The organism is Brevundimonas sp. EU05-FHT14B11 (genome assembly GCF_058790835.1).
In genome coordinates, this window is sequence record NZ_JBYTCY010000001.1 from 922041 (window position 1) to 942782 (window position 20742).

The window sequence follows — 20742 nt, forward strand, 5'->3', positions numbered from 1 at the left end:
CGCTTCACTCATCTCTCGCGGCTTCCGAAGAGGCCTCGCAGGAGTTGGCACCTTTCCAAGGATCGGGTGGATCCTGGGTAGGTTGCCCCGGCGTCAAAGGGCCTATCCCTCAGCCGGTCTTGATGAGTGTCCTTACGGTGAAGAACGCGGCCGCTGTCGTCAATCCCCCAAAATTGCTGCGACTGCGAATTGCCAAGCGTGGCCGCAGCGTGGGTAATTTCGTCCCTTATCATCATTATTGAAGCATCGGTAATGCTGATGTTGGATTCAGGTGCGCTACAGACGCAACAAATTTCCCTGAATCTTCCTCCGCCCACTTGCGTATCTCGCAAGTGCGGTAAACAGTTCGCAAATGCGTAACGGCGTCCTTTTGGGGGATTGAGATGACTCGACTTCGCAACGGCCTGGCTCTTGGGCTCGGCCTTTTGACCATGGTGATCGCGACGGGGGCCCAGGCGGCGCCCGCGCTTCTGGGGCACCAGGTTCCACTGGAACTGGACGGCGCCGGCACGGCCTGGCTGTCCACCTCGACGGCCCTCGTCCTGCTCATGACCCTGCCGGGTCTGGCGCTCTTCTACGGCGGCATGGTGCGCCGCAAGAACGTGATCGCGACCATCACCCAGTCCGTCGGCGTCTTCGCCGTGGCGACCCTGGTGTGGTTCATCGCCGGCTATTCCATCGCCTTCGGCAAGGCGGGCGGCCTGGGCGGCTATCCGGCCGACACCGTCAACCAGTTCGTCGGCGGCTTCGAGGCCGTCTTCCTGAACGGCGTGGGCATGGAGACGGCGCACAGCCTGCTGCCGGGCATTCCCGAGTTCGTCTTCCTGTCCTTCCAGCTGACCTTCGCCATCATCACCCCGGCCCTGGTCACCGGCGCCTTCGCCGAACGGCTGAAGTACACCGGTCTGCTGCTGTTCACGGCGCTCTGGTCGCTGTTGGTCTATGCGCCCATCGCCCACTGGGTGTGGGGCGGCGGCTTCCTCGGCTCGGCCGGGGTGCTGGACTTCGCCGGCGGCGCGGTGGTGCACGTCAACTCCGGCGTGGCCGGTCTGGTCTGCGCCCTCTTCCTCGGCGCCCGCAAAGGCTACGGCAAGGAGCCGATCGTGGCGCACAATCCGGTGCTGACCATGATCGGCGCCTCCCTGCTGCTGGTCGGCTGGATCGGCTTCAACGCCGGTTCGGCGGGCGGCGCCAACGCCCTGGCGGGCGTGGCCCTGATCAACACCATCCTGGCCGCCGCGGCCGCCTCCATCACCTGGAAGATCGTCGAGGTCATCGAGAAGAAGAAGGCGTCGCTGATCGGCGTGCTGTCCGGCATCGTCGCCGGCCTGGTCGCCATCACCCCGGCCGCCGGCTTCGTGGATCCCAAGGGCGCCGTCCTGATCGGCCTGATCGCCGGTCCGGTCTGCTACGCTTCCTCGGTCTGGATCAAGAAGCTGCTCCGCTACGACGACAGCCTGGACGCCTTCGGCATCCACGGCGCGGGCGGTCTGGCCGGGGCCCTGCTGACCGGCGTGTTCGCCTCCACCGCGATCAACAGCCTGTCGGACGGCGCCAATGTCATGACCCAGCTGATCGGCCTGGGCTGGACCATCGCCTACAGCGCGGTGGGCACCCTGGTCGTCCTGATCATCTGCAAGTTCACCACCGGCCTGCGCGTCAGCCCGGCGGCGGAAGAAGAAGGGCTGGACACCCACCTCCACGGCGAGGCGCTGGAGTCCGTCTGATCCCGTGAGACCCGGCGCGGGCTCTCTCCCCGCGCCGGGCCGCCAGTAAGCGTTCGCGTGCCGACATCGAGAACATTGGGGATACGACTATGAAACTCGCCTTCGCTAGCGCGGCCGTCGCGGCCGCCCTGTTCGCCACCGCCGGCGCCGCCCAGGCCCAGACGCCCGAGGTGGCCTGGAACGTGGCGGTGACCTCCGACTATGTCTTCCGCGGCTTCAGCCAGTCCGACGAGCATCCGGCGCTGCAGGGCGGCGTCGACGTGACCTTCGCCTCCGGCTTCTACGCCGGGGCTTGGGCCTCCAACATCGACTTCGGCGACGACACCGACGCCGAGGTCGACGTCTACGCCGGCTATCGCACCGAGGCGGCCGGGTTCGCCGTCGACGTCGGAGTGATTGGCTATCTCTACGCCGGCGCCGGCCGCGACAACGCCTACGACTATCTGGAGGTCAAGGCCGCCGCCTCGCGGGCTGTCGGTCCGGTGACCCTGGGCGCCGCCGTCTACTTCTCGCCGGACTTCTTCGGCGTGGACGAGGAGGCCACCTATGTCGAGGCCAACGCCAGCTTCACTCCGGCGCCCAAATGGACCGTCAGCGGCGCGGTCGGCTACCAGGCGCTGGACGTGAGCGACGACTACACGACGTGGAACGCCGGGGTGGCCTACGCCATCACGGACAAGATCATCCTCGACGGCCGCTACCACGGCGCAGACGTCGACACGCCGCTGGCGGACGATCGCGCCGTCGCGACGATCAAATTCCTCTTCTAGACCTCCGGACGCCCCTCCCGTCCGACCGCGACCGGCAAGGTCTTGCCTTCTTGGCAGGCGTTGCCGGTTTGTCTTTTCCTGAAGCTCATCATTTCGCGCACAATCCGGATGGAAATTGCGCGCCCTTTCCAAAGACCCTACAACTTGTGCAGTTGCGAAGAGGGCTTGCCTTGGCGTCCGTGAATCAGACTTTCGTTGTCGTCCCCAGGACAGGACCGGCCAAGACGCCGGCCGCTGACCGCGTGCAGGATCACGCCGAAATCTACGCCAATTTCGCCCCCGAGGCCGGCAAGGGCCAGGCCGGCCGCTGCGCCCAGTGCGGCGTGCCCTTCTGCCAGTCCGGCTGTCCGCTGCAGAACAACATTCCCGACTGGCTGAGGCTGGCCGCCGAGGGCCGTGCGGAGGAAGCCTGGCGTCTGTCCGAGGCCACCTCGACTCTGCCCGAGATCTGCGGCCGCATCTGTCCGCAGGACCGGCTGTGCGAAGGCTCCTGCACGCTGGAACAGTCGGGCTGGGAGACGGTCACCATCGGCTCGGTCGAGCGTTGGCTGGGCGACATGGCGTTCGAGAACGGCTGGGTCGATCCGATCCGCCCGCGCGCGGAGAAGGGCCAGTCAGTCGGCATCGTCGGCGCGGGCCCCGCGGGCATGGCGGCGGCGGACCGGCTGCGCTCGGCGGGCTATGCGGTCACCGTCTATGACCGGCACGACCGCGCGGGCGGCCTGCTGACCTACGGCATCCCCGGTTTCAAGCTGGAGAAGCATGTCGTCGGGCGTCGGGTGGACCGCCTGATCGACGGCGGTGTCGAGTTCCGGCTGGGCGTCGATGTCGGCGGGACCCTGCCCTTCGCCGAGGTGCGCGCCGCCCACGATGCGGTGCTGGTGGCGACCGGCGTCTATCAGGCGCGTCGGCTGACGGCGCCGGGCTGCGGCTCCGACGGCGTGGTGGCGGCGCTCGACTATCTGATCGCCTCGAACCGCAAAGGCTTCGGCGACGCCGTGCCCGCCTTCGACGACGGCCCGCTGAACGCGGCGGGCAAGAAGGTGGTCGTCATCGGCGGCGGCGACACCGCCATGGACTGCGTCCGCACCGCCGTCCGCCAGGGGGCGACCTCGGTCACCTGCCTGTACCGCCGCGACCGCGAGAACATGCCGGGCAGCGCGCGCGAGACCCAGAACGCCGAGGAGGAGGGCGTGGTCTTCGAATGGCTGGCCGCCCCCCGCGCCGTGCTGGGCGGCGCCTCGGGCGTCACCGGCGTGCGCGCCCAGCGCATGGCGCTGGCGGCCCAGTCCGCCGACGGCCGCTGGTCGGTCGAGCCGGTCCCGGGCGGAGAGTTCGACCTGCCCGCCGACCTGGTGATCGAGGCGCTGGGCTTCGAGCCCGAGGACATGCCGGCCCTGTTCCAGGAACCCGATCTGGCCCTGACGGACTGGCGCACCATCCGCACGGCGGGCCACACCAAGGCGACGACGCTGGAGGGGGTGTTCGCCGCCGGTGACATCGTGCGCGGCGCCTCGCTGGTCGTCTGGGCCGTTCGCGACGGTCAGGATGCGGCCGCTGAAATCGATACCTGGCTGTCCTCGCGCCGGAGGGCTGCTGCGTGACCTTTGATCCCGTTCAATATGAAGCCGATCGGCAAAAGCTGGTCGACGCCCACGCCTACGATCCCGCGTCCGAGCGCGACGCCTGCGGCGTCGGCCTGGTCGCCGCCATCGACGGCCAGCCGCGCCGCGAGGTCGTCGATCTGGCGCTGAAGGCCCTGTCGGCCATCTGGCACCGGGGCGCCGTGGACGCCGACGGCAAGTCCGGCGACGGCGCGGGCATCCTGATCGGCCTGCCGCGCGCCTTCTTCGAGGCCCAGGTGCGCGACGCCGGGCATGAGCCGCGTCCCGGCCCCATCGCCGTCGGCATGGTCTTCCTGCCGCGCGTCGATCTGGGCGCCCAGGAGCAGGCCCGCACCATCGTCGAGCGCGAGGTCATGGCCGCCGGCTTCTGGCTGTACGGCTGGCGTCAGGTGCCGCACCGCGCCGAAGTGCTGGGCCAGCGCGCCGCCGCCACCCGGCCCGAGATCGAACAGATCATGCTCAGCGCCCCCGACGGGCTGGAGGGCGAGGATCTGGAACGCGCCCTCTACCTGCTGCGCCGCCGCATCGAGGCGCGCGCCACGGCGGCGGGGCTGCAGCATTTCTACGTCTGCTCCCTGTCGGCGCGGTCGGTGATCTACAAGGGGATGATGCTGGCCGAGGCGCTGGGGGACTTCTACCCCGACCTGACCGATCCCCGGGTCGAGGCCAATGTCGCCCTGTTCCACCAGCGCTATTCGACCAACACCTTCCCCGAATGGCGGCTGGCCCAGCCGTTCCGGATGCTGGCCCACAACGGCGAGATCAACACCCTGCGCGGCAACGCCAACTGGATGCGCAGCCACGAGATCCGCATGACCGCCGAAGCCTTCGGGGCCGACGACGCGACTGTGAAGCCCGTCATCCAGGCCGGCGGCTCCGACTCCGCCGCGCTCGATAATGTCTTCGAGGTGCTGGTCCGCGCCGGCCGTCCCGCGCCCATGGTCAAGGCCCTGCTGATCCCCGAGGCGCCGATCGAGGGCGTGATCTCGGACGATCACCGCGCCCTCTACGCCTACTGCAACTCGGTCATGGAGCCGTGGGACGGCCCGGCGGCGATCTGCGCCACCGACGGCCGCTGGGTGGTGGCGGGCAAGGACCGCAACGGCCTGCGTCCCCTGCGCGTCGCCGAGACCGTGGACGGCCTGCTGATCTGCGGCTCCGAGGCGGGCATGACCGGCGTGCCGGACGAGCGGATCGCGCGCCGCCTGCACATCGGCGGCGGCCGCATGATCGCCGTCGATCTGGAAGCGGGCCAGCTCTACGACGAGACCCAGACCATCGACCGTCTGGCGGCCCAGCACCCCTACCGCGAATGGCTGGCCAACATGGTCGAGCTGGAGCCCGAGGTCGGCCCCGGCCCGGAGCCGCGCAAGCTGTCGGGCGAGGCGCTGACCCGCTTCCAGGCCGCTGTCGGCTGGACCCAGGAAGACATCGAATCCCTGCTCGACCCCATGGCGGGCGAGGGCAAGGAGGCGGTCGGCTCCATGGGCGACGACGCCCCGCCGGCGGTGCTGTCGGAACAGTCGCGGCCCTTCGCCCACTACTTCCGCCAAGCCTTCGCCCAGGTCACCAACCCGCCCATCGACTCCCTGCGCGAGGCGGGCGCGATGAGCCTGCGGACCCGGTTCAAGAACCTGGGCAACATCCTCGCCCAGGACGAGACCCAGACGAAGGTCTTCGTGCTGGACAGCCCGGTCCTGACCAACGGCATGTACGAGCGGATGCTCGATGTCGTCGGCGCCGGCGCGACCACGGTGATCGACTGCACCTTCGCCGCGCCGCCCGAGGACGACCGCGCGGGCCTGGCTCTGCAGGGCGCGCTGGACCGCATCCGCGACGAGGCGGTGGCGGCGGCCCGGGGCGGGGCGGGCCTGATCGTCCTGACCGATGAGCGGGCGGGCGAGGACCGGCCGCTGATCCCGATGATCCTGGCCACGGCGGCGGTGCATGGCCGTCTGGTCGACGAGGGGCTGCGTACCTTCTGCTCGCTGGTCGTGCGCTCGGCCGAGGCCATCGACGCCCACGCCTTCGCCGTCCTGGTCGGCTGCGGCGCCACGGCGGTCAACGCCTGGCTGGCGCAGGAGACCTTCCTGGAGCGGCTGGAAGGCGGGCGCTATCCCGGCCTGACGCTGCGCGACGCCTGCCTGAACCACAAGGCCGCCGTCGAGGCGGGCCTGATGAAGATCCTGGCCAAGAAGGGCATCTCGGTCATTTCGGCCTATCGCGGCGCCTGCGAGTTCGAGGCCCTGGGCCTGTCGCGCGCCCTGGTGGCCGAGTTCTTCCCCGGCATGACCTCGCGCATCTCGGGCGTGGGTCTGGCGGGTATCGAGCAGTCGTCGGTGGCCAAGGCCCAGCGCGGCTTCTCCGCTGATAAGGCCCGCCTGCGCATCGGCGGCGCTCACCGCATTCGGGCAGGGGAGGAGACCCACGCCTGGGACGCCGAGATGATCCACCGCCTGCAGGACGCCACCACGCGCGGCGACTACAAGCGCTTCAAGGCCTACAGCCGCCGGGCGCGCGACCTGCCCGCCACGGCCCTGCGCGACCTGCTGGACTTCCGCGAGGCCCTGCCGATCCCGGTCGAGGAGGTCGAAAGCGTCAACGAGATCCGCAAGCGGTTCGTCACTCCCGGCATGTCCCTGGGCGCCCTCAGCCCCGAGGCGCACGAGACGCTGAACATCGCCATGAACCGCATCGGCGCGCGCTCGGTCTCGGGCGAGGGCGGCGAGGATCCGGAGCGCTACCGCCCGCGTCCCAACGGCGACAACCCCAACTCGGCGGTCAAGCAGATCGCCTCGGGCCGCTTCGGCGTCACCGCCGAATACCTGAACCAGTGCCGCGAGATCGAGATCAAGGTGGCCCAGGGCGCCAAGCCCGGCGAGGGCGGCCAGCTGCCCGGCTTCAAGGTCACCGAATTCATCGCCCGCATGCGTCACTCGACGCCGGGCGTGGGCCTGATCTCGCCGCCGCCGCACCACGACATCTATTCGATCGAGGACCTGGCCCAGCTCATCTACGATCTGAAGCAGATCAATCCGGTCGCGCGGGTGACGGTCAAGCTGGTGGCCTCGTCCGGCATCGGGGCGGTCGCCGCCGGCGTCGCCAAGGCCAAGGCGGACATCATCCTGGTCGCCGGCCACAACGGCGGCACCGGCGCCTCGGCCATGGGCTCGATCAAGCACGCGGGCATGCCGTGGGAATTGGGCCTGTCCGAGGCGCATCAGGTGCTCAGCCTGAACGGCCTGCGCGGCCACGTCCGTCTGCGCACCGACGGCGGCATCAAGACCGGCCGCGACGTCGTCGTCGCCGCCATGCTGGGCGCCGAGGAGTTCGGCATCGGCACGGCGTCGCTGATCGCCGTCGGCTGCCTGATGGTGCGCCAGTGCCATTCCAACACCTGCCCGGTCGGCGTCTGCGTCCAGGACGAGCGGCTGCGCGCCATGTTCACCGGCACGGCGGACAAGGTCGTGAACCTGTTCAGCTTCATCGCCGAGGAGACGCGCGAGATCCTGGCCTCGCTGGGCCTGCGCTCGCTGGACGAGGCGGTGGGCCGCACCGACCTGCTGCGTCAGGTGTCGCGCGGCGGGGCCCAGCTGGATGACCTGGACCTCAACCCCCTGCTGGTGCGGGTGGGCGAGGGCGATCAGCGCATGCCCGTCGACGCCCCGCGCAATCCGGTGCCGGACGCGCTGGACGCCCGTATCGTGCTGGACGCCGAGCCTTTCCTGGCGCGGCGCGAGAAGATGCAGTTGACCTATTCGGTGGCCAACACCCAGCGCACCATCGGCACGCGCATCTCGTCCCACATCGTACGCAAATACGGCTCGGAGCTGCCGGACGGCCACCTGACCCTGAACCTGCGCGGCGCCGCCGGGCAGTCGCTGGCGGCTTGGGGCATGAAGGGGCTGCGCATCATCCTGGACGGCGAGGCCAACGACTATGTCGGCAAGGGCCTGTCGGGCGCGGAGATCATCGTCCGGCCCCCGTCATGGGCGGCGGGCGCGGCGGTCATCGGCAACACCTGCCTGTACGGCGCGACCAGCGGCAAGCTGTTCGCGGCGGGCGCGGCGGGCGAGCGTTTCGCGGTCCGCAACTCCGGCGCCACGGCCGTCGTCGAGGGCGTCGGGGCCCACGGCTGCGAATATATGACCGGCGGCGCCGTCGTCGTGCTGGGCTCGACCGGCTGGAATTTCGGCGCCGGCATGAGCGGCGGCGAGGCCTTCATCCACGACCCGGAAGGCACGGCCCATCAGCGCCTCAGCGGCGTCTCGGTCGTCACCGGCGCGGTCATGGGCGACGCCAGCCGGCGCCTGCATGAGCTCGTCACCCGCCACGCCGTCGAGACCGGCTCCCCGCTGGCCCGCCGCCTGCTGGAGACCTGGCCGGTCGCGGTCACCCATTTCCGTCATGTGCTGCCGAGGGAAGAGGCGTCGGCGGCGAAGGCGAAGCGGGCCTAGCGGGCCGTCAGCAGCCCGCCGACCCAAATCTTCAGCGCTTCGTCGTCCGCCATCGGGCCGGGATAGGGGGTGTCGGGCGCATAGGGGCCGAAGTCTGGCAGGCCGACCGCGACCTTCTGCAGGGTGGAGAAGTCGCGCAGGCCGGATGGCAGGACGATGGTCCGGACCTCCATGTACCGGCTCGAGGAGTCGGTCGCCTCGCCGACATGAAGGGCGCCCAGTCGGCGGAACAGATCGACCGTCATCAGGCAGGAGCTGAAGCAGTGCCGATCGGTCACCACGATCACCTTTCTGTCCGGCGTCGCGCGGGTCTGAGCGTCGCCGGGGGCGGCGGTCGCGGCGCAGCCGGGCAGGTCGGGCCAGAAGCTCTTTCCTCCGGCGGCGGACGCCTCCATTCCGGCGATCACCTCGCCCAGCCGGGCCGCCGTGTCCGGGTTGCGCCCCGCCATCTCGTCTCGCTGGACTTTCAGGGCGGCGATGTTGTCGGGCGAAGCCCGCCAGTAGGCGCCCTGGCACGCCGAAGCCCTACCCTTGGCCGTCTCCACTCGCGCTTCCCCGAACAGGACGGCGGCGATGGCGTCGCCATACCGGGAATCGCCTCCACCGTTGCCCCGCAGGTCCAGCACTACGCTCTGGGCGTCACGAAGTTGTGGGGCGGCTTCGCGCACCTGCGTGACGACCGCCTCGGCATCGCTGTCCAGCCCGCTCAAACGGATCCATGAACCGCCCGCCCACGGCGTCAGCGCATAGCCGGCGTCCGCCGTCTTCTGGAGCGCGTCGATCCGTCCCTGGATGAAGGCCACGGGGCTTCGGCCCCAGTGGAAGGTGATGGTCTGCCGCGACCCGTCCGCGCGTTCGAACTCGCACTGGTCCGGCCGCTTCAGGAAAGGATTGCCGTCGTCCGTCAGCAAACGACCGGCGGCCTCGGCCCGCTGCGCCTCATTGGGCGATCCGGCCACGAAGGTGCCGATCCGCGCATCCGCCCACGCTTCAGCCTCGGTCCCGTCGCAGCTGATCAAACGGGCGTCCTGCACTTCCGGCAATCGGGCCTCCGTCAGGACTGAGCCCACCCGCCAGACCTGACCTTCACGCTTCAGCAGGATGCCGGTCCACCGCAACCTCGCTGCGGCCACGCTCGGTCGTGACCAGATGTGTCCGTCCGAGAAGTCCGCAGCCAGGCCGGCCATCACGGCGCTGTAGCCCTCGAAGCTGCGCACCTCGGGCAGCCGCTCCCGTACATGAGCGTCCGCCGCCGCCAGCCGCTGCTGGAAGGCCGTGTCGCCGAGTTCATGCTGCGCGCCCGGATGGTTCTCGGTGATCAGTTTCAGCGCCGCCGCGCTATCGACCTCGGCCATCTGCCGCCACAGGGCGGCGGCGTCCTGCGCCTGCGCGGGCACGGCCGCCATCGTCATCGCCGTCGCCAGCGCCGCGAACGTCTTCGTCATCTCGATCCCCTGTCGCCTTGCATTGATGACCAAAGGCGGCGGGCGGGGTCCAGTTAAACTCCGGTAAGGGCGGGCGACCGCGCATGAAAAAGGGGAGGCCGTTTCCAGCCTCCCCTTCGTCAGTCCAGTTCTGGTCCGAAAGCCTCAGCCCTCGTTGGTCCAGCCGCCGGCCAGCGCCTTGAACAGGGCGATCTGGTAGGTGGTGACCAGCGCGCTCGACGACGCCAGCTGGGCGTCGGCGGCGGCCAGGGTCCGTTCGGAGTCCAGCACCGTCAGGAAGCTGTCGGCGCCGGCGTCGAAGCGCAGGCGCGACAGGCGGGCGGCGTTGGCGGCCTGGTCCCGCGCCGACTGCAGGGCCGACCGGCGGTCCAGCTCGTTGGCGTAGTTGGCCAGGGCCGTTTCCGTCTCCTGAAGCGCGACCAGCACCGTCTGGTCGAACGTCGCCAGGGCGGCGTCCGACGAGGCGCCCGCCTGTTCGATCCGCGCGCGGGCGGCGAACACGTTCGGGAACGACCAGCTGATCAGCGGACCCACCGAGAAACGGAAGTTCTCGTTGTCGCCCAGGCCGCTCGCGTCCAGCGCCGTCGCCCCGGCCGAACCGCCCAGGGTGATGCGCGGGTACAGGTCGGCGGTGGCCACGTTCACCCGCGCCGCCGCGGCGGCCAGGTTGCGCTCCGCCTGACGGACGTCGGGACGCCGCGCCAGCATGGCCGCGCCGTCGCCGACCGGGATCGGCTGGGTCAGTTGCGGCGGCGCCGCGCACGCCCGGGCCGCTTCGCTGGTCTCCGCCGGGGTGCGCCCGGTCAGGGTGGCCAGACGGAACAGGGCGCCGTCGCGCTGGGCCCGCAGGGGCGGCAGGGTCGAACGGGTCGACTCCAGCGCCGAGCGGGCGCGGGCCACGTCCAGTCCGTTGCCCGAACCGGCGTCCAGCAGACGCTGGGTCAGGCCGACGGTATCGGTCTGCAGCGTGATGGTCCGCTCGGCCACCGCGATCTGGGCGTTGCCCGAGCAGGCGTCGGCATAGGCCCGGGCCGTTTCGGCCGCGACCGTGACGCGCACCACATCCAGTGCGGCCTCGGCGGCGGAAGCGTCGGCGCGGGCGGCGCGGATGGTCGACTCCACGCGGCCGAACAGGTCGACCTCGTAGGAGACGTCCAGACCGGCGCTGTAGGTGTCGGACTCGGGCGCCTCGGTCCCGGCGGGCAGGCCGGGCACGGTGGCGGCCGAAGGCCGGCCGGTGGTCACGCCGGCCGAGGTCGTCGTCGACGGGAACCGGCCGACCCGAGCCTCGCCCAGCGCCGCGCGAACGCGACGCAGGTTGGCGGCCGCGGCCTCCAGCTCGTTGTTGTTGGCCAGGGCCTCGCCGACCAGGCCGTCCAGGACCGGGTCGTTGTACAGCCGCCACCAGTCGTCGCGGGCTGTGGTGTTGGCCGAGACCGCCGGTGAGGCGGCCCCGATGAAGGCGCCCGACGCTGAGGGGGGAAGGGTAGCGTCAGGCGCCTTCGGCCCGACCGCGCACGAGGCCAGCAGAAGGCTGGCTCCGGCGGTTGCGGTCAGGAACCGGAGAGAGGGTTTCAGGGTCATCATCAGGCGTCTCCCAGCCGCGGAGTGGCGGGCTCGGCTTCATGCGGCGGCAGGCCGCCGGTGGTGGGGATCTCGCGCTCCTTCTGCGGCGCGCCGGGCAGCTTGGAGGCCACCCACCGCATCACGACGTAGAAGACGGGCGTGAAGATCAGGCCGAAGAAGGTCACGCCCAGCATGCCGGAGAAGACCGCGGTGCCCAGCGACTGGCGCATTTCGGCGCCGGCGCCGGTCGCCAGCATCAGCGGCACGACGCCGAAGATGAAGGCGAACGAGGTCATCAGGATCGGACGCAGACGGGTCTGGGCAGCCCGGACGGCGGCGTCCCAGCGGTTCAGTCCCTCGTCCTCGGCCTGTTTGGCGAACTCCACGATCAGGATGGCGTTCTTGGCCGCGAGCGCGATCAGCACCACCAATCCGATCTGGACCAGGATGTTGTTGTCCAGTCCCCGGATGTTGATCCCGATCATGGCCGCCAGGATGCACATCGGAACGATGAGCACGACCGCCATGGGAAGCGTGAAGGCCTCGTACTGGGCCGCCAGCACCAGGAAGACGAAGATCACGGCCATGATGAACACCACGGTCGCCCCGCCCGCCGACTGCTTCTCTTGCAGCGCCAGGCCGGTCCATTCGTACGAGAAGCCCGGAGGCAGGGTGGCCTCGGCCAGCTGCTCCATGCTCGCGATCGCCTGGCCGGACGAGACGCCCGCCGCGGCCTGCCCCTGAAGCTCGGAAGCCGGGAACAGGTTGTAGCGCACGATCCGCGACGGGCCGGAGTCTTCGCGAAGGTTGGCGACCGAACCGATCGGCACCATGGCGCCGGTGGCCGAACGCGTCTTCAGGTTGGCGATGTCGGCGATGTCGTCACGCGACGTCGGTTCCGCCTGCGCCGTCACCCGGAAGGTGCGGCCCAGATAGTTGAAGTCGTTGACGTAGGACGAGCCGAGATAGACGCCCAGCGTGTTGAACACGTCCGACGGCTGCACCCCCATCATCAGCGCCTTGTCGCGATCGACGTCGGCGGCGATGCGCGGCGAACCGGTGTTGTAGGTCGAGAAGACCTGCTGCACCTGGTCCGGCGCCTGGGCGGCGGCGCCCATCATGGCGAAGGTCGCGCCTTCCAGCGGGCGGTAGCCCGCGCCGGTGCGGTCCTGCACCATCATCTGGAAGCCGTTGCCGTTGCCCAGACCCTGAACCGCGGGCGGGGCGATGACGAAGATGTTGGCGTCCTCGATGCCCATGGTCGCGCCGGTGATGGCGCCGGCCAGGGCGGCGGCGCTTTGCTCGGCGCTCTTGCGCTCATCGAAGGCGTCCAGTCGAACGAAGATGGTCGCCGAGTTGGAGCCGAACGAGAAGCTGGAGCCGTCCAGGCCGGCGAAGGCGACAAGGCCTTCCACGCCCTCGGTCTTCTTGATCGTATCCGAGGCCCGGCGCATGACCGCCTCGGTGCGCTCCAGCGAGGCGCCCGGGGGCAGCTGGATGACGCCGATCAGGAAGCCCTGGTCCTGCTCGGGGATGAAGCCGGACGGGGTGTCCATCAGGCGCCAGCCGGTCAGGCCCAGCAGGGCGACATAGACGATCAGCACGATGCCGACGGTCCGCACCAGGCGGGCGGTCAGGCGGCCGTACTTGTCCGACAGCCAGTCGAAGCCCTCGTTGAACTTTCGCCCGGCGTAACCGCCGTAATAGGTCACCGAACCCCACACGCCCGGCTTGCGATGCGTGTCATGCTCCTTGTGCGGCTTCAGCAGCAGCGCGGCCATGGCCGGCGACAGCGTCAGCGACACCAGCAGCGACACGACCGAAGCCGTGGTGATGACGATGGCGAACTCGCGATAGAAGATGCCCGGGATGCCCGGCACGAACATGGTCGGCACGAACACCGAGACCAGCACCAGGCCGATCGAGATCAGCGCGCCGGAAACCTCCTGCATGGAGCGGTAGGCGGCTTCCTTGGGCGTCAGTCCCTCGCGGATGTAGCGTTCCACGTTCTCGACCACGACGATGGCGTCATCGACGACGATGCCGACCGCGAGGACCAGAGCGAACAGGCTCAGCGAGTTGATCGAGTAACCCAGCATCAGCTGGACGGCGAAGGTCGCCACCAGCGCCACCGGGATGGCCACGATCGGAATGATCGCCGCCCGCCAGGTCTGCAGGAAGACGATGACCACCAGCACGACCAGGATCACGGCTTCGAACAGGGTGTGCTGCACGGACTCGACCGAGGCCGCGACGAACTCCGTCGGGTTGTAGGCGACGGAAAGGTCCATGCCTTGCGGCAGTTCGGCCTTCACGGCCTCCATCTCGGCCATCACGCGCTCGGCGGTGCCCAGCGCGTTCGCGCCCGGCTGCTGCACGATGGCGATGCCGACGCCGCGCTCGCCGTCAAAGAAGCCGCGGATGCCGTAGTCCTGGGCGCCCAGCTCGACCCGAGCGACGTCGCGGACGCGGGTCACGCGGCCTTGAGCATCCGTCTTGATGACGATGTTGGAGAACTGATCAGGATCGCTGAGGCGGCCCTGCACCTGCACCGGCAGCTGGAAGGCCGCGGCGTTGGTGGGGAAGGGCGGCTGGCCGATGGCGCCGGCCGCGGCTTGCACGTTCTGGGCGCGCAGGGCGGCGATGATGTCCGGACCGGTCAGGCCGCGTTCGGCGGCCTTGGACGGGTCGATCCAGACCCGCATCGAATAGTTGCCGCCGCCGAAGATCTGGACGGTGCCCACGCCTTCGAGGCGCAGCAGGCGGTCCCGCAGCGTCGAGTTGGCGTAGTTGCCGACGTAGTCGTTATCCAGCGACTTGTCCGGGGAGGTCAGCCCCAGGATCATCAGGAAGCCGCTCTCCTGCTTGTTCACGACCACGCCGGTCTGGCGGACCTGTTCAGGGAGGCGGGGTTCGGCCAGGGCCACCCGGTTCTGGACCAGCACCTGCGCGGCGTCCAGGTCGGTGCCCGGCTGGAAGGTCACGGTGATCGACGCCACCCCGTCCGAGGTGGACGAGGAGGACAGATACAGCATGCCCTCGACGCCGTTGACCTCTTGTTCGATGGGCGCGGCGACGGTCTCGGCCAGGGTTTCGGCCGAGGCGCCGGGATAGGAGGCGTTGATGGTGATCGTCGGCGGCGCGATCTCCGGATACTGCGATAGGGGCAGCAGCGGATAGGCGAAGACGCCGATCAGGGTGATGAACACCGCGATCACGGCCGCGAAGATCGGCCTGTCGATAAAGAAGCGTGAGATGTTCATTGTCGGATCAATCGCCCGAGACGCTGGCGGCGAAGGTGGCCGTGGACGCCGGAGCGGCCTGGGTCACCGGGACTTGCGCCTGCTGGACCACCGGCGTGATACGGCCGTTGCTGGCCTGCACCTTCATGCCGGGCGCCTGGATGCGCTGGACGCCGTTGATGATGACGCGATCGGTCGGCTGCAGACCCGAGCGGATCACGCGCAGGCCGTCGACCAGCGGACCCAGCTGCACCGGCTTGGGCGCGACCGAGCCGTCGGCGGCGACGACGTAGACGATGCGGCGGGCCTGGTCGGTGGCGACGGCGGCGTCGGGCACCAGCATGGCCTGATAGGTGCCGGCGCCGGCCAGGCGGGCTTGGCCGAACATGCCCGGCTTCAGGAAGCCGTCCGCGTTCGGGATCAGGGCGCGCAGGCGGATGACGCCCGAAGCCGTGTCGACCGCGTTGTCGGTGAAGTCGAGCGTGCCGGAGCGCGCGTAGCTGCTCTCGTCCTGCAGGCGCACCTGGATCGGGGCGGCGCCGTTGCGGGCCTGGCGCTGATACTTCAGCAGCACGGCTTCGGAGCCGTCGAAGACGAAGTGGATCGGCGCGCTGGAGACCACGGTCGTCAGGACGTCGGCCTGCGACGAGCCGCCGGCGACCAGATTGCCCGGATCGACGCGGCGGTCGGACACGCGGCCCGAGATCGGCGCGGTCACGCGGGTGAATTCCAGGTCCAGCTGACGGGCGCGGACGTTGGCGTTGGCGGCGGCGATGGCCGCTTCCGCCGTCTGCAGGGCGCCGCGGCGGGTGTCGACCTCGGCCTGCGAGACGGCCTGCGAGGCCAGCAGGGTTTCCGAACGGGTCAGTTCCGTGCGGGCCAGGTTCACCTGCGCCTGCGCCTGCGCCAGCTGGGCGCGGGCCGAGGCCAGGGCGGCCTGGGCCGGACGCGGGTCGAGGGTGAACAGCAGCTGGCCGCGGCTGACATAGTCGCCGTCGCGGAAGTGAACGCCCTGGATATAGCCGCCGACGCGCGCACGCACCTCGACGGACTGGGTCGCCTCGAAGCGGCCCGTGAACTCATCCCAATCTTGAACAGCCCGGACCAGCGGCGTCGCCACGGTCACCGCCGGCGCCGGCGGCGCCTGGGCTTCGCTCGGCTGGGAACAGCCATAGAGCGCGACGGCCATGAGGGCCGACGCGGTCACGATCTTCACCGTGCGCATGAATGCTAGTCTCCGAATGGGAGCAAATCCCTGTCTCTGTCGACCATGGCGTTCGGGGAGGAAGCCGCTAGTCAACGCCCGGTGACTTAATGGTGATCCGCCCCTCACTTGTCAACGGGTGATGACAAAGCCATATTGATCTTGGGGCTATTCCGGAGACCTAACCCGTTGTTTTGTCATGTCGCGCCACGGCCAAGAAATGCCGAGGCGACTCGCGCTGCTATTTTGTCCGCCGCGCAGGAACGCTTCTCGCGCGAAAGCTACGACGACGTCGGCATGCGTGACATCGCCGGCGACGTCGGCGTCGACGCCGCCCTGGTGTCCCGCTACTTCGGCTCGAAGGAAGATCTTTTCACCTCCGTGCTCGACAGCTGTTCGAACGGCAGCGAGCTTATGGACGGCGAGCGTTCCGAGTTCGGCCGCCGCGTCGCCCATGCGGTGATCTTCGAGCCCAAGAAGGAGGGCAAGCTCAAGGGCCTGCTGATCATGCTGCGCTCGGTCGGTTCGACCAAGGCGATGGAGCTGGTTCAGCGCACCGGCAGCGAGCGCTTCTTCGATCCGTTCACCGAATGGGTCGGCGGAGAGGACGCCCCGGTCCGGGCCCGGCTGGCCGCGGCCACCATCATGGGCATGGCCGTCAGCCGCGAGATCACCGCCGGCTTCGGCCTGAGCCATGAGGAATGCGAGCGCATGGAGGCCCGCATGGCGGTCATCCTCCAGGGCATCATAGACGACGGCCCGGCGCTCAGCCGCGCGGCGTGAATTTCCGGATCACGCCCGAGAAGGTCATCAGGATGCGCTCGCCGACGCAGATCTGACCGCGCACGAAGATCAGGCTCTTGCCCGCGCGGACCACCTCGCCCGTCGCCTCGACCAGTTCGCCCACATAGGCGCCGTCGATGAAGGTTGAATCCAGCGACACGGTCACGCCCGAGGCGCCCTCCATCTCCTGATAGGCCGTCTGGAACAGCGAGATGTCGGCGAAGGTCATCAGGCAGCCGCCGTGCATCCGGTCGCCCGCGTTCATGTGCTTCTGCTCGGCCCGGAAGGCGCAGCGCATCCGCCCGTCGGCGTCCGGCTTGAAGTAGAAGGGCCCCACCACCTGGTCGAAGGTGCCGTGCAGGTCATAGGTCTGCCAGCCGCTGAACTCGCCTTCCGTGACCGTGATTTTCGCGACCATGATGATCCCTGCCTTCTTCTCGCTCTCGCAATGCAGCATATAGGCCCGATGAGCGACCCCATCGAAACCGCCATCTTCGAAAAACTGGCGAAGGCCGACCCCAAAAGCGTCGGCGGAAAAAGCATTGAACCCTCGGATGTGGCCAAGGAGCTGCAGCCCGAACAGTGGCAGCGCATGCTGCCCAAGGTGAAGGCCGTGGCCCTGGGCCTGATGCGTCAGGGCAAGCTGACCATCACCAAGAAGGGCAAGGCGGTCGATCCGAACAGCTTCAAGGGCGTCATCCGCCTGCGTCTGCCGACCCCGGCAGAGACCGCCGCCGCCCTGGCCGCGCTCCCGCCTAAGCCGGAAGGCGATGACGAGGACTGAGTTGTCGGAATCTCCCTCCCCCTCGTGGGGAGGGATGTCGCCGCGTAGCGGCGACAGGGTGGGGTTCGTATCCGAGCGCTCGGCTCCCCACCCGTCTCGCTTCGCGAGCCACCCTCCCCAGAAGGGGAGGGAGAGCTGACCCTCTCTTCCGTTCTCGCTGACATCCGCGCCTGCCGGGCCTGTCTCGGCCAGTTGCCGCATACTCCGCGTCCGGTCGTCCGCGTCTTTCCCGAGACCCGGCTGCTGATCTGCGGCCAGGCGCCGGGCCGGCGCGTGCATGAAAGCGGCCTGCCGTTCACCGACCCCTCGGGCGATCGCCTGCGCGACTGGATGGGCGTGGACTATGAGACCTTCTACGCCGATCCCCGCCTCGGCGTGGCCGCCCAAGCCTTCTGCTATCCCGGAACGGCTCCGAAAGGCGGCGACTATCCGCCGCCCAGGAAATGCGCCGAGCTGTGGCGGCCCCAGCTGCTGGCCGAACTGCCGGCGGTCGAGCTGACCCTGCTGGTCGGCGGCTATGCGCAGGCCTGGGCGCTCGGCGACCGGGCCAGGGCCAACATGACCGAGACCGTCCGGGCGTGGCGCGACTACGCCCCCTCTATCCTGCCCATGCCCCATCCCTCGTGGCGGAACACGGCCTGGCTGAGGAAGAATCCGTGGTTCGAGGCCGAGGTCATCCCCTATCTGCGCGAGCGGGTTCGGGGCATTCTCTGCGCATGACCCGGACATTCGCGGCCCTGTTCCTGTCTCTCGCGCTAGCCGCCTGCGCCACCCCCGCCATCCAGCCCGTCCTGACCCCGCCGCCCGGCTTCACCGGCCCGGCGCTGGAGGCCTCGACCCTGCTGATGGATGACGGCGCGCGCCTGCCGCTGGCCCGCTGGGCGCCCGAGACGGGCGAGCCCTGGGCGGTCATCGTCGCCCTGCACGGCATGAACGACAGCCGCGCCTCCTTCCGCCTGGCGGGGCCTTACTGGGCCGAGCGCGGCATCGAGACCTGGGCCGTCGATCAGCGCGGCTTCGGCGAGGCGCCCGGCCGCGGCGTCTGGGCGGGCGAGGCGCGCATGACCGAGGACCTGCGCACCGCCGTGGCCCTGGCCCGCGCCCGCCATCCCCGCGCGGTCATCGCGGTCGCGGGCGAAAGCATGGGGGGTTCGGTGACCATCGCCGCCTTCGGCTCGGACCGTCCGCCCGCCGCCGACCGCGTCATTCTGCTGGCCCCCGGGGTCTGGGGCTGGAGCGCGCAGGGCCCAATCAACTCCGTCGGCCTTCAGCTGGCCGCCCGCGCCATGGGCTCCTACGCCGTCGATGCGCCCGAGTGGGCCATCAAGGCTCATCCGGCCTCGGACAACAGGGTCGAGCTCTATCGGAACGGCCGCGACCCCAACAGCATCATCTCGACCCGGTTCGACACCCTGTACGGCCTCGTCGATCTGATGGAGAGCGCCTCTCTGCGGCTCGGATCGATCCGAGCCCCGACCCTGCTGCTTTACGGGGCCCATGACAATGTGATCGAGAAGCCGTCGATGCGGCTGGCCCTGCGGCGGGCGGGCCAGCGCCCCGACTTCCGCACCGGCTACTATCCGGACGGCTGGCACATCCTGAACCGCGACCTCCAGGCCGAGACCATGTACCGCGACGTCGAAGCCTGGCTGCGGGATGCGGCGGCTCCATTGCCATCAGGGGCCCAGCCGGTGCTGCCTCAGCTCGAGAAGTGATTGGTGGTTGCTGGCTCTGGGGCCGGTGGTCGCAGCCATGGCGCGGACGCTCGCCCCATCGAACCACTAATCACTAACCACTAATCACTTGCAGCCTCGCCGCCCGTCGCCCGCGCGCGCCGCTCCCCGCCATCCCCCATCACGAAACCGCCATGCTTGCGGTGTTACTCCGACGCGCGTAATCAGCCGCGCAATAAAAATACCTTGGGAGTAGCGCTTATGGGCATGACCCTGTTCGATTCACCGTCGTTCGCGAACCATGAAGGCGTCCACGCTGTCTTTGACGAAAAGACCGGCCTGCGCGCTATTATCGCTGTTCACTCGACCGCGCGCGGCCCCGCCGTTGGCGGCACGCGGATGTGGAACTACGCCTCCTCGGCCGAAGCGCTGGAAGACGTGCTGCGCCTGTCGCGGGGCATGAGCTACAAGAACGCCGTCGCGGATCTGGAGATGGGCGGCGGCAAGTCGGTCATCATCGGCGACAGCCGCACCCAGAAGTCGCCGGAGCTGTTCCGCGCCTTCGGCCGCGCCGTCGACACCCTGGGCGGCCGCTACTACGCCGCCGAAGACGTCGGCGTGTCGGTCTCCGACATCGCGGAAGCGCGCAAGGCCACCGAATACGTGCTGGGCCTGTCCGACGGTCCGGAAGCCTCGGGCGACCCGTCGCCGGTCACCGCCGAAGGCGTGTTCCGCTCGACCCTGACCGTCGCCCGTCGCCTGTGGAAGCAGGACGACCTGACCGGCCTGACCGTCGCCCTGCAGGGCATCGGCCACGTCGGCGGCTATCTGGCGGACAAGCTGCACGCCGCCGGTGCCAAGCTGGTCATGACCGACGTCAACACCGCCCTGCTGGCCGAAGTCGCCGCCCGCACCGGCGCCGAGATCGTCGCTCCGGACGCCATCTATGACGTCAAGGCAGACATCTACGCCCCGTGCGCCCTGGGCGCGACGCTTAACCCGCAGACGCTGGACCGCATCACCGCCAAGGCCGTGGTCGGCGCCGCCAACAACCAGCTGGCCACCCCGGACATCGGCCAGAAGCTGTTCGAGCGCGGCGTGCTCTACGCCCCCGACTACGTCGTCAATGGCGGCGGCATCATCAACGTCGCGTCGGAACTGCGCGCCCGTCAGACCGGCGGCGCCTATGACGCGGCCTGGGTCGAGACCAAGCTCTCGCGCCTGATGGACACCCTGGACGAGGTCCTCGAACGCTCGGCCGCCGAAAAGCGCCCGACCCACGAGATCGCCGACGCCATCGCCGAAGCCCGCATCAACGCCGCCCGCGAAGCCCGCGGCGAGGTTCTGAAGGCGGCCTAAGCCTCCACGTCCAATCCTGACGCACCGACCGGCTATCCTGCGATCCGCGGGATAGCCGGTTTGCGTTTTGGCGACCCGCCGGACGCATCGGACGCTTCGGACGGTGT

General features: G+C 69.4%; 14 protein-coding genes and 1 riboswitch. Of the genes, 9 read left to right on the forward strand and 5 right to left on the reverse strand.

What is annotated here, in order from left to right:
• Positions 1-5 precede the first annotated feature (5 nt).
• Positions 6-129, reverse strand: a riboswitch (SAM riboswitch).
• A gap of 254 nt (positions 130-383) precedes the next feature.
• The 4 genes from AC3WRV_RS04615 (at position 384) to gltB (ending at position 8579) form a co-directional block, all read left to right on the forward strand.
• Positions 384-1727 (forward strand): ammonium transporter, encoded by a 1344-nt coding sequence (locus AC3WRV_RS04615; protein WP_492312324.1) that lies wholly within the window; start codon positions 384-386, stop codon positions 1725-1727.
• Positions 1728-1816: 89 nt separating this feature from the next.
• Positions 1817-2497 (forward strand): TorF family putative porin, encoded by a 681-nt coding sequence (locus tag AC3WRV_RS04620; RefSeq protein ID WP_492312325.1) that lies wholly within the window; start codon positions 1817-1819, stop codon positions 2495-2497.
• A gap of 170 nt (positions 2498-2667) precedes the next feature.
• On the forward strand, positions 2668-4101 hold the full coding sequence (locus AC3WRV_RS04625) for an NAD(P)-dependent oxidoreductase (RefSeq protein ID WP_492312326.1): 1434 nt from the start codon (positions 2668-2670) through the stop codon (positions 4099-4101).
• Positions 4098-8579 (forward strand): glutamate synthase large subunit, encoded by a 4482-nt coding sequence (gltB, locus tag AC3WRV_RS04630; protein ID WP_492312327.1) that lies wholly within the window; start codon positions 4098-4100, stop codon positions 8577-8579. The genes AC3WRV_RS04625 and gltB overlap by 4 nt, the downstream gene beginning before the upstream one ends.
• Here gltB and AC3WRV_RS04635 read toward each other — a convergent pair.
• The 4 genes from AC3WRV_RS04635 to AC3WRV_RS04650 all read right to left on the reverse strand — a co-directional run bounded on the left by AC3WRV_RS04635 (position 8576) and on the right by AC3WRV_RS04650 (position 16057).
• Positions 8576-10024: a S41 family peptidase gene (locus tag AC3WRV_RS04635; RefSeq protein ID WP_492312328.1), complete on the reverse strand. Its 1449-nt coding sequence runs from the start codon at positions 10022-10024 to the stop codon at positions 8576-8578. The genes gltB and AC3WRV_RS04635 overlap by 4 nt on opposite strands.
• A gap of 144 nt (positions 10025-10168) precedes the next feature.
• A complete protein-coding gene (locus tag AC3WRV_RS04640; RefSeq protein WP_492312329.1) occupies positions 10169-11611 on the reverse strand; it encodes an efflux transporter outer membrane subunit in 1443 nt (480 codons plus the stop codon).
• Positions 11611-14853, reverse strand: a complete 3243-nt coding sequence (locus AC3WRV_RS04645; RefSeq protein ID WP_291832234.1) for an efflux RND transporter permease subunit — start codon at positions 14851-14853, stop codon at positions 11611-11613. Before AC3WRV_RS04645 ends, AC3WRV_RS04640 begins: the two co-directional genes overlap by 1 nt.
• A gap of 7 nt (positions 14854-14860) precedes the next feature.
• Positions 14861-16057 (reverse strand): efflux RND transporter periplasmic adaptor subunit, encoded by a 1197-nt coding sequence (locus AC3WRV_RS04650; RefSeq protein WP_291832233.1) that lies wholly within the window; start codon positions 16055-16057, stop codon positions 14861-14863.
• Positions 16058-16282: 225 nt separating this feature from the next.
• Here AC3WRV_RS04650 and AC3WRV_RS04655 point away from each other — a divergent pair, with 225 nt between their 5' ends.
• On the forward strand, positions 16283-16819 hold the full coding sequence (locus tag AC3WRV_RS04655; protein ID WP_492312330.1) for a TetR/AcrR family transcriptional regulator: 537 nt from the start codon (positions 16283-16285) through the stop codon (positions 16817-16819).
• Here the strand turns inward: AC3WRV_RS04655 and AC3WRV_RS04660 are convergent.
• The gene (locus tag AC3WRV_RS04660) at positions 16803-17237 is read right to left on the reverse strand and encodes a PaaI family thioesterase (RefSeq protein ID WP_492312331.1); all 435 of its coding nucleotides are present in this window, start codon (positions 17235-17237) and stop codon (positions 16803-16805) included. The genes AC3WRV_RS04655 and AC3WRV_RS04660 overlap by 17 nt on opposite strands.
• A 48-nt stretch (positions 17238-17285) precedes the next feature.
• Between AC3WRV_RS04660 and AC3WRV_RS04665 the strand changes: the two genes are divergently transcribed.
• The 4 genes from AC3WRV_RS04665 to AC3WRV_RS04680 all read left to right on the forward strand — a co-directional run bounded on the left by AC3WRV_RS04665 (position 17286) and on the right by AC3WRV_RS04680 (position 20635).
• Positions 17286-17603, forward strand: a complete 318-nt coding sequence (locus AC3WRV_RS04665; protein WP_492312332.1) for a DUF3253 domain-containing protein — start codon at positions 17286-17288, stop codon at positions 17601-17603.
• 192 nt (positions 17604-17795) lie between these two features.
• The gene (locus AC3WRV_RS04670; RefSeq protein ID WP_492312333.1) at positions 17796-18323 is read left to right on the forward strand and encodes a uracil-DNA glycosylase family protein; all 528 of its coding nucleotides are present in this window, start codon (positions 17796-17798) and stop codon (positions 18321-18323) included.
• A complete protein-coding gene (locus tag AC3WRV_RS04675; protein ID WP_492312334.1) occupies positions 18320-19318 on the forward strand; it encodes an alpha/beta fold hydrolase in 999 nt (332 codons plus the stop codon). Before AC3WRV_RS04670 ends, AC3WRV_RS04675 begins: the two co-directional genes overlap by 4 nt.
• 225 nt (positions 19319-19543) lie before the next feature.
• A complete protein-coding gene (locus AC3WRV_RS04680) occupies positions 19544-20635 on the forward strand; it encodes a Glu/Leu/Phe/Val family dehydrogenase (RefSeq protein ID WP_492312335.1) in 1092 nt (363 codons plus the stop codon).
• Positions 20636-20742: the final 107 nt, after the last annotated feature.

Bases quoted from the DNA above. Each gene is read 5' to 3' on its own strand.
- AC3WRV_RS04615 (WP_492312324.1), top strand. From the start codon at position 384: ATGACTCGACTTCGCAACGGCCTGGCTCTTGGGCTCGGCCTTTTGACC.
- AC3WRV_RS04620 (WP_492312325.1), top strand. From the start codon at position 1,817: ATGAAACTCGCCTTCGCTAGCGCGGCCGTCGCGGCCGCCCTGTTCGCC.
- AC3WRV_RS04635 (WP_492312328.1), bottom strand. From the start codon at position 10,024: ATGACGAAGACGTTCGCGGCGCTGGCGACGGCGATGACGATGGCGGCC.
- AC3WRV_RS04640 (WP_492312329.1), bottom strand. From the start codon at position 11,611: ATGATGACCCTGAAACCCTCTCTCCGGTTCCTGACCGCAACCGCCGGA.
- AC3WRV_RS04645 (WP_291832234.1), bottom strand. From the start codon at position 14,853: ATGAACATCTCACGCTTCTTTATCGACAGGCCGATCTTCGCGGCCGTG.
- AC3WRV_RS04650 (WP_291832233.1), bottom strand. From the start codon at position 16,057: ATGCGCACGGTGAAGATCGTGACCGCGTCGGCCCTCATGGCCGTCGCG.
- AC3WRV_RS04660 (WP_492312331.1), bottom strand. From the start codon at position 17,237: ATGGTCGCGAAAATCACGGTCACGGAAGGCGAGTTCAGCGGCTGGCAG.
- AC3WRV_RS04665 (WP_492312332.1), top strand. From the start codon at position 17,286: ATGAGCGACCCCATCGAAACCGCCATCTTCGAAAAACTGGCGAAGGCC.
- AC3WRV_RS04675 (WP_492312334.1), top strand. From the start codon at position 18,320: ATGACCCGGACATTCGCGGCCCTGTTCCTGTCTCTCGCGCTAGCCGCC.
- AC3WRV_RS04680 (WP_492312335.1), top strand. From the start codon at position 19,544: ATGACCCTGTTCGATTCACCGTCGTTCGCGAACCATGAAGGCGTCCAC.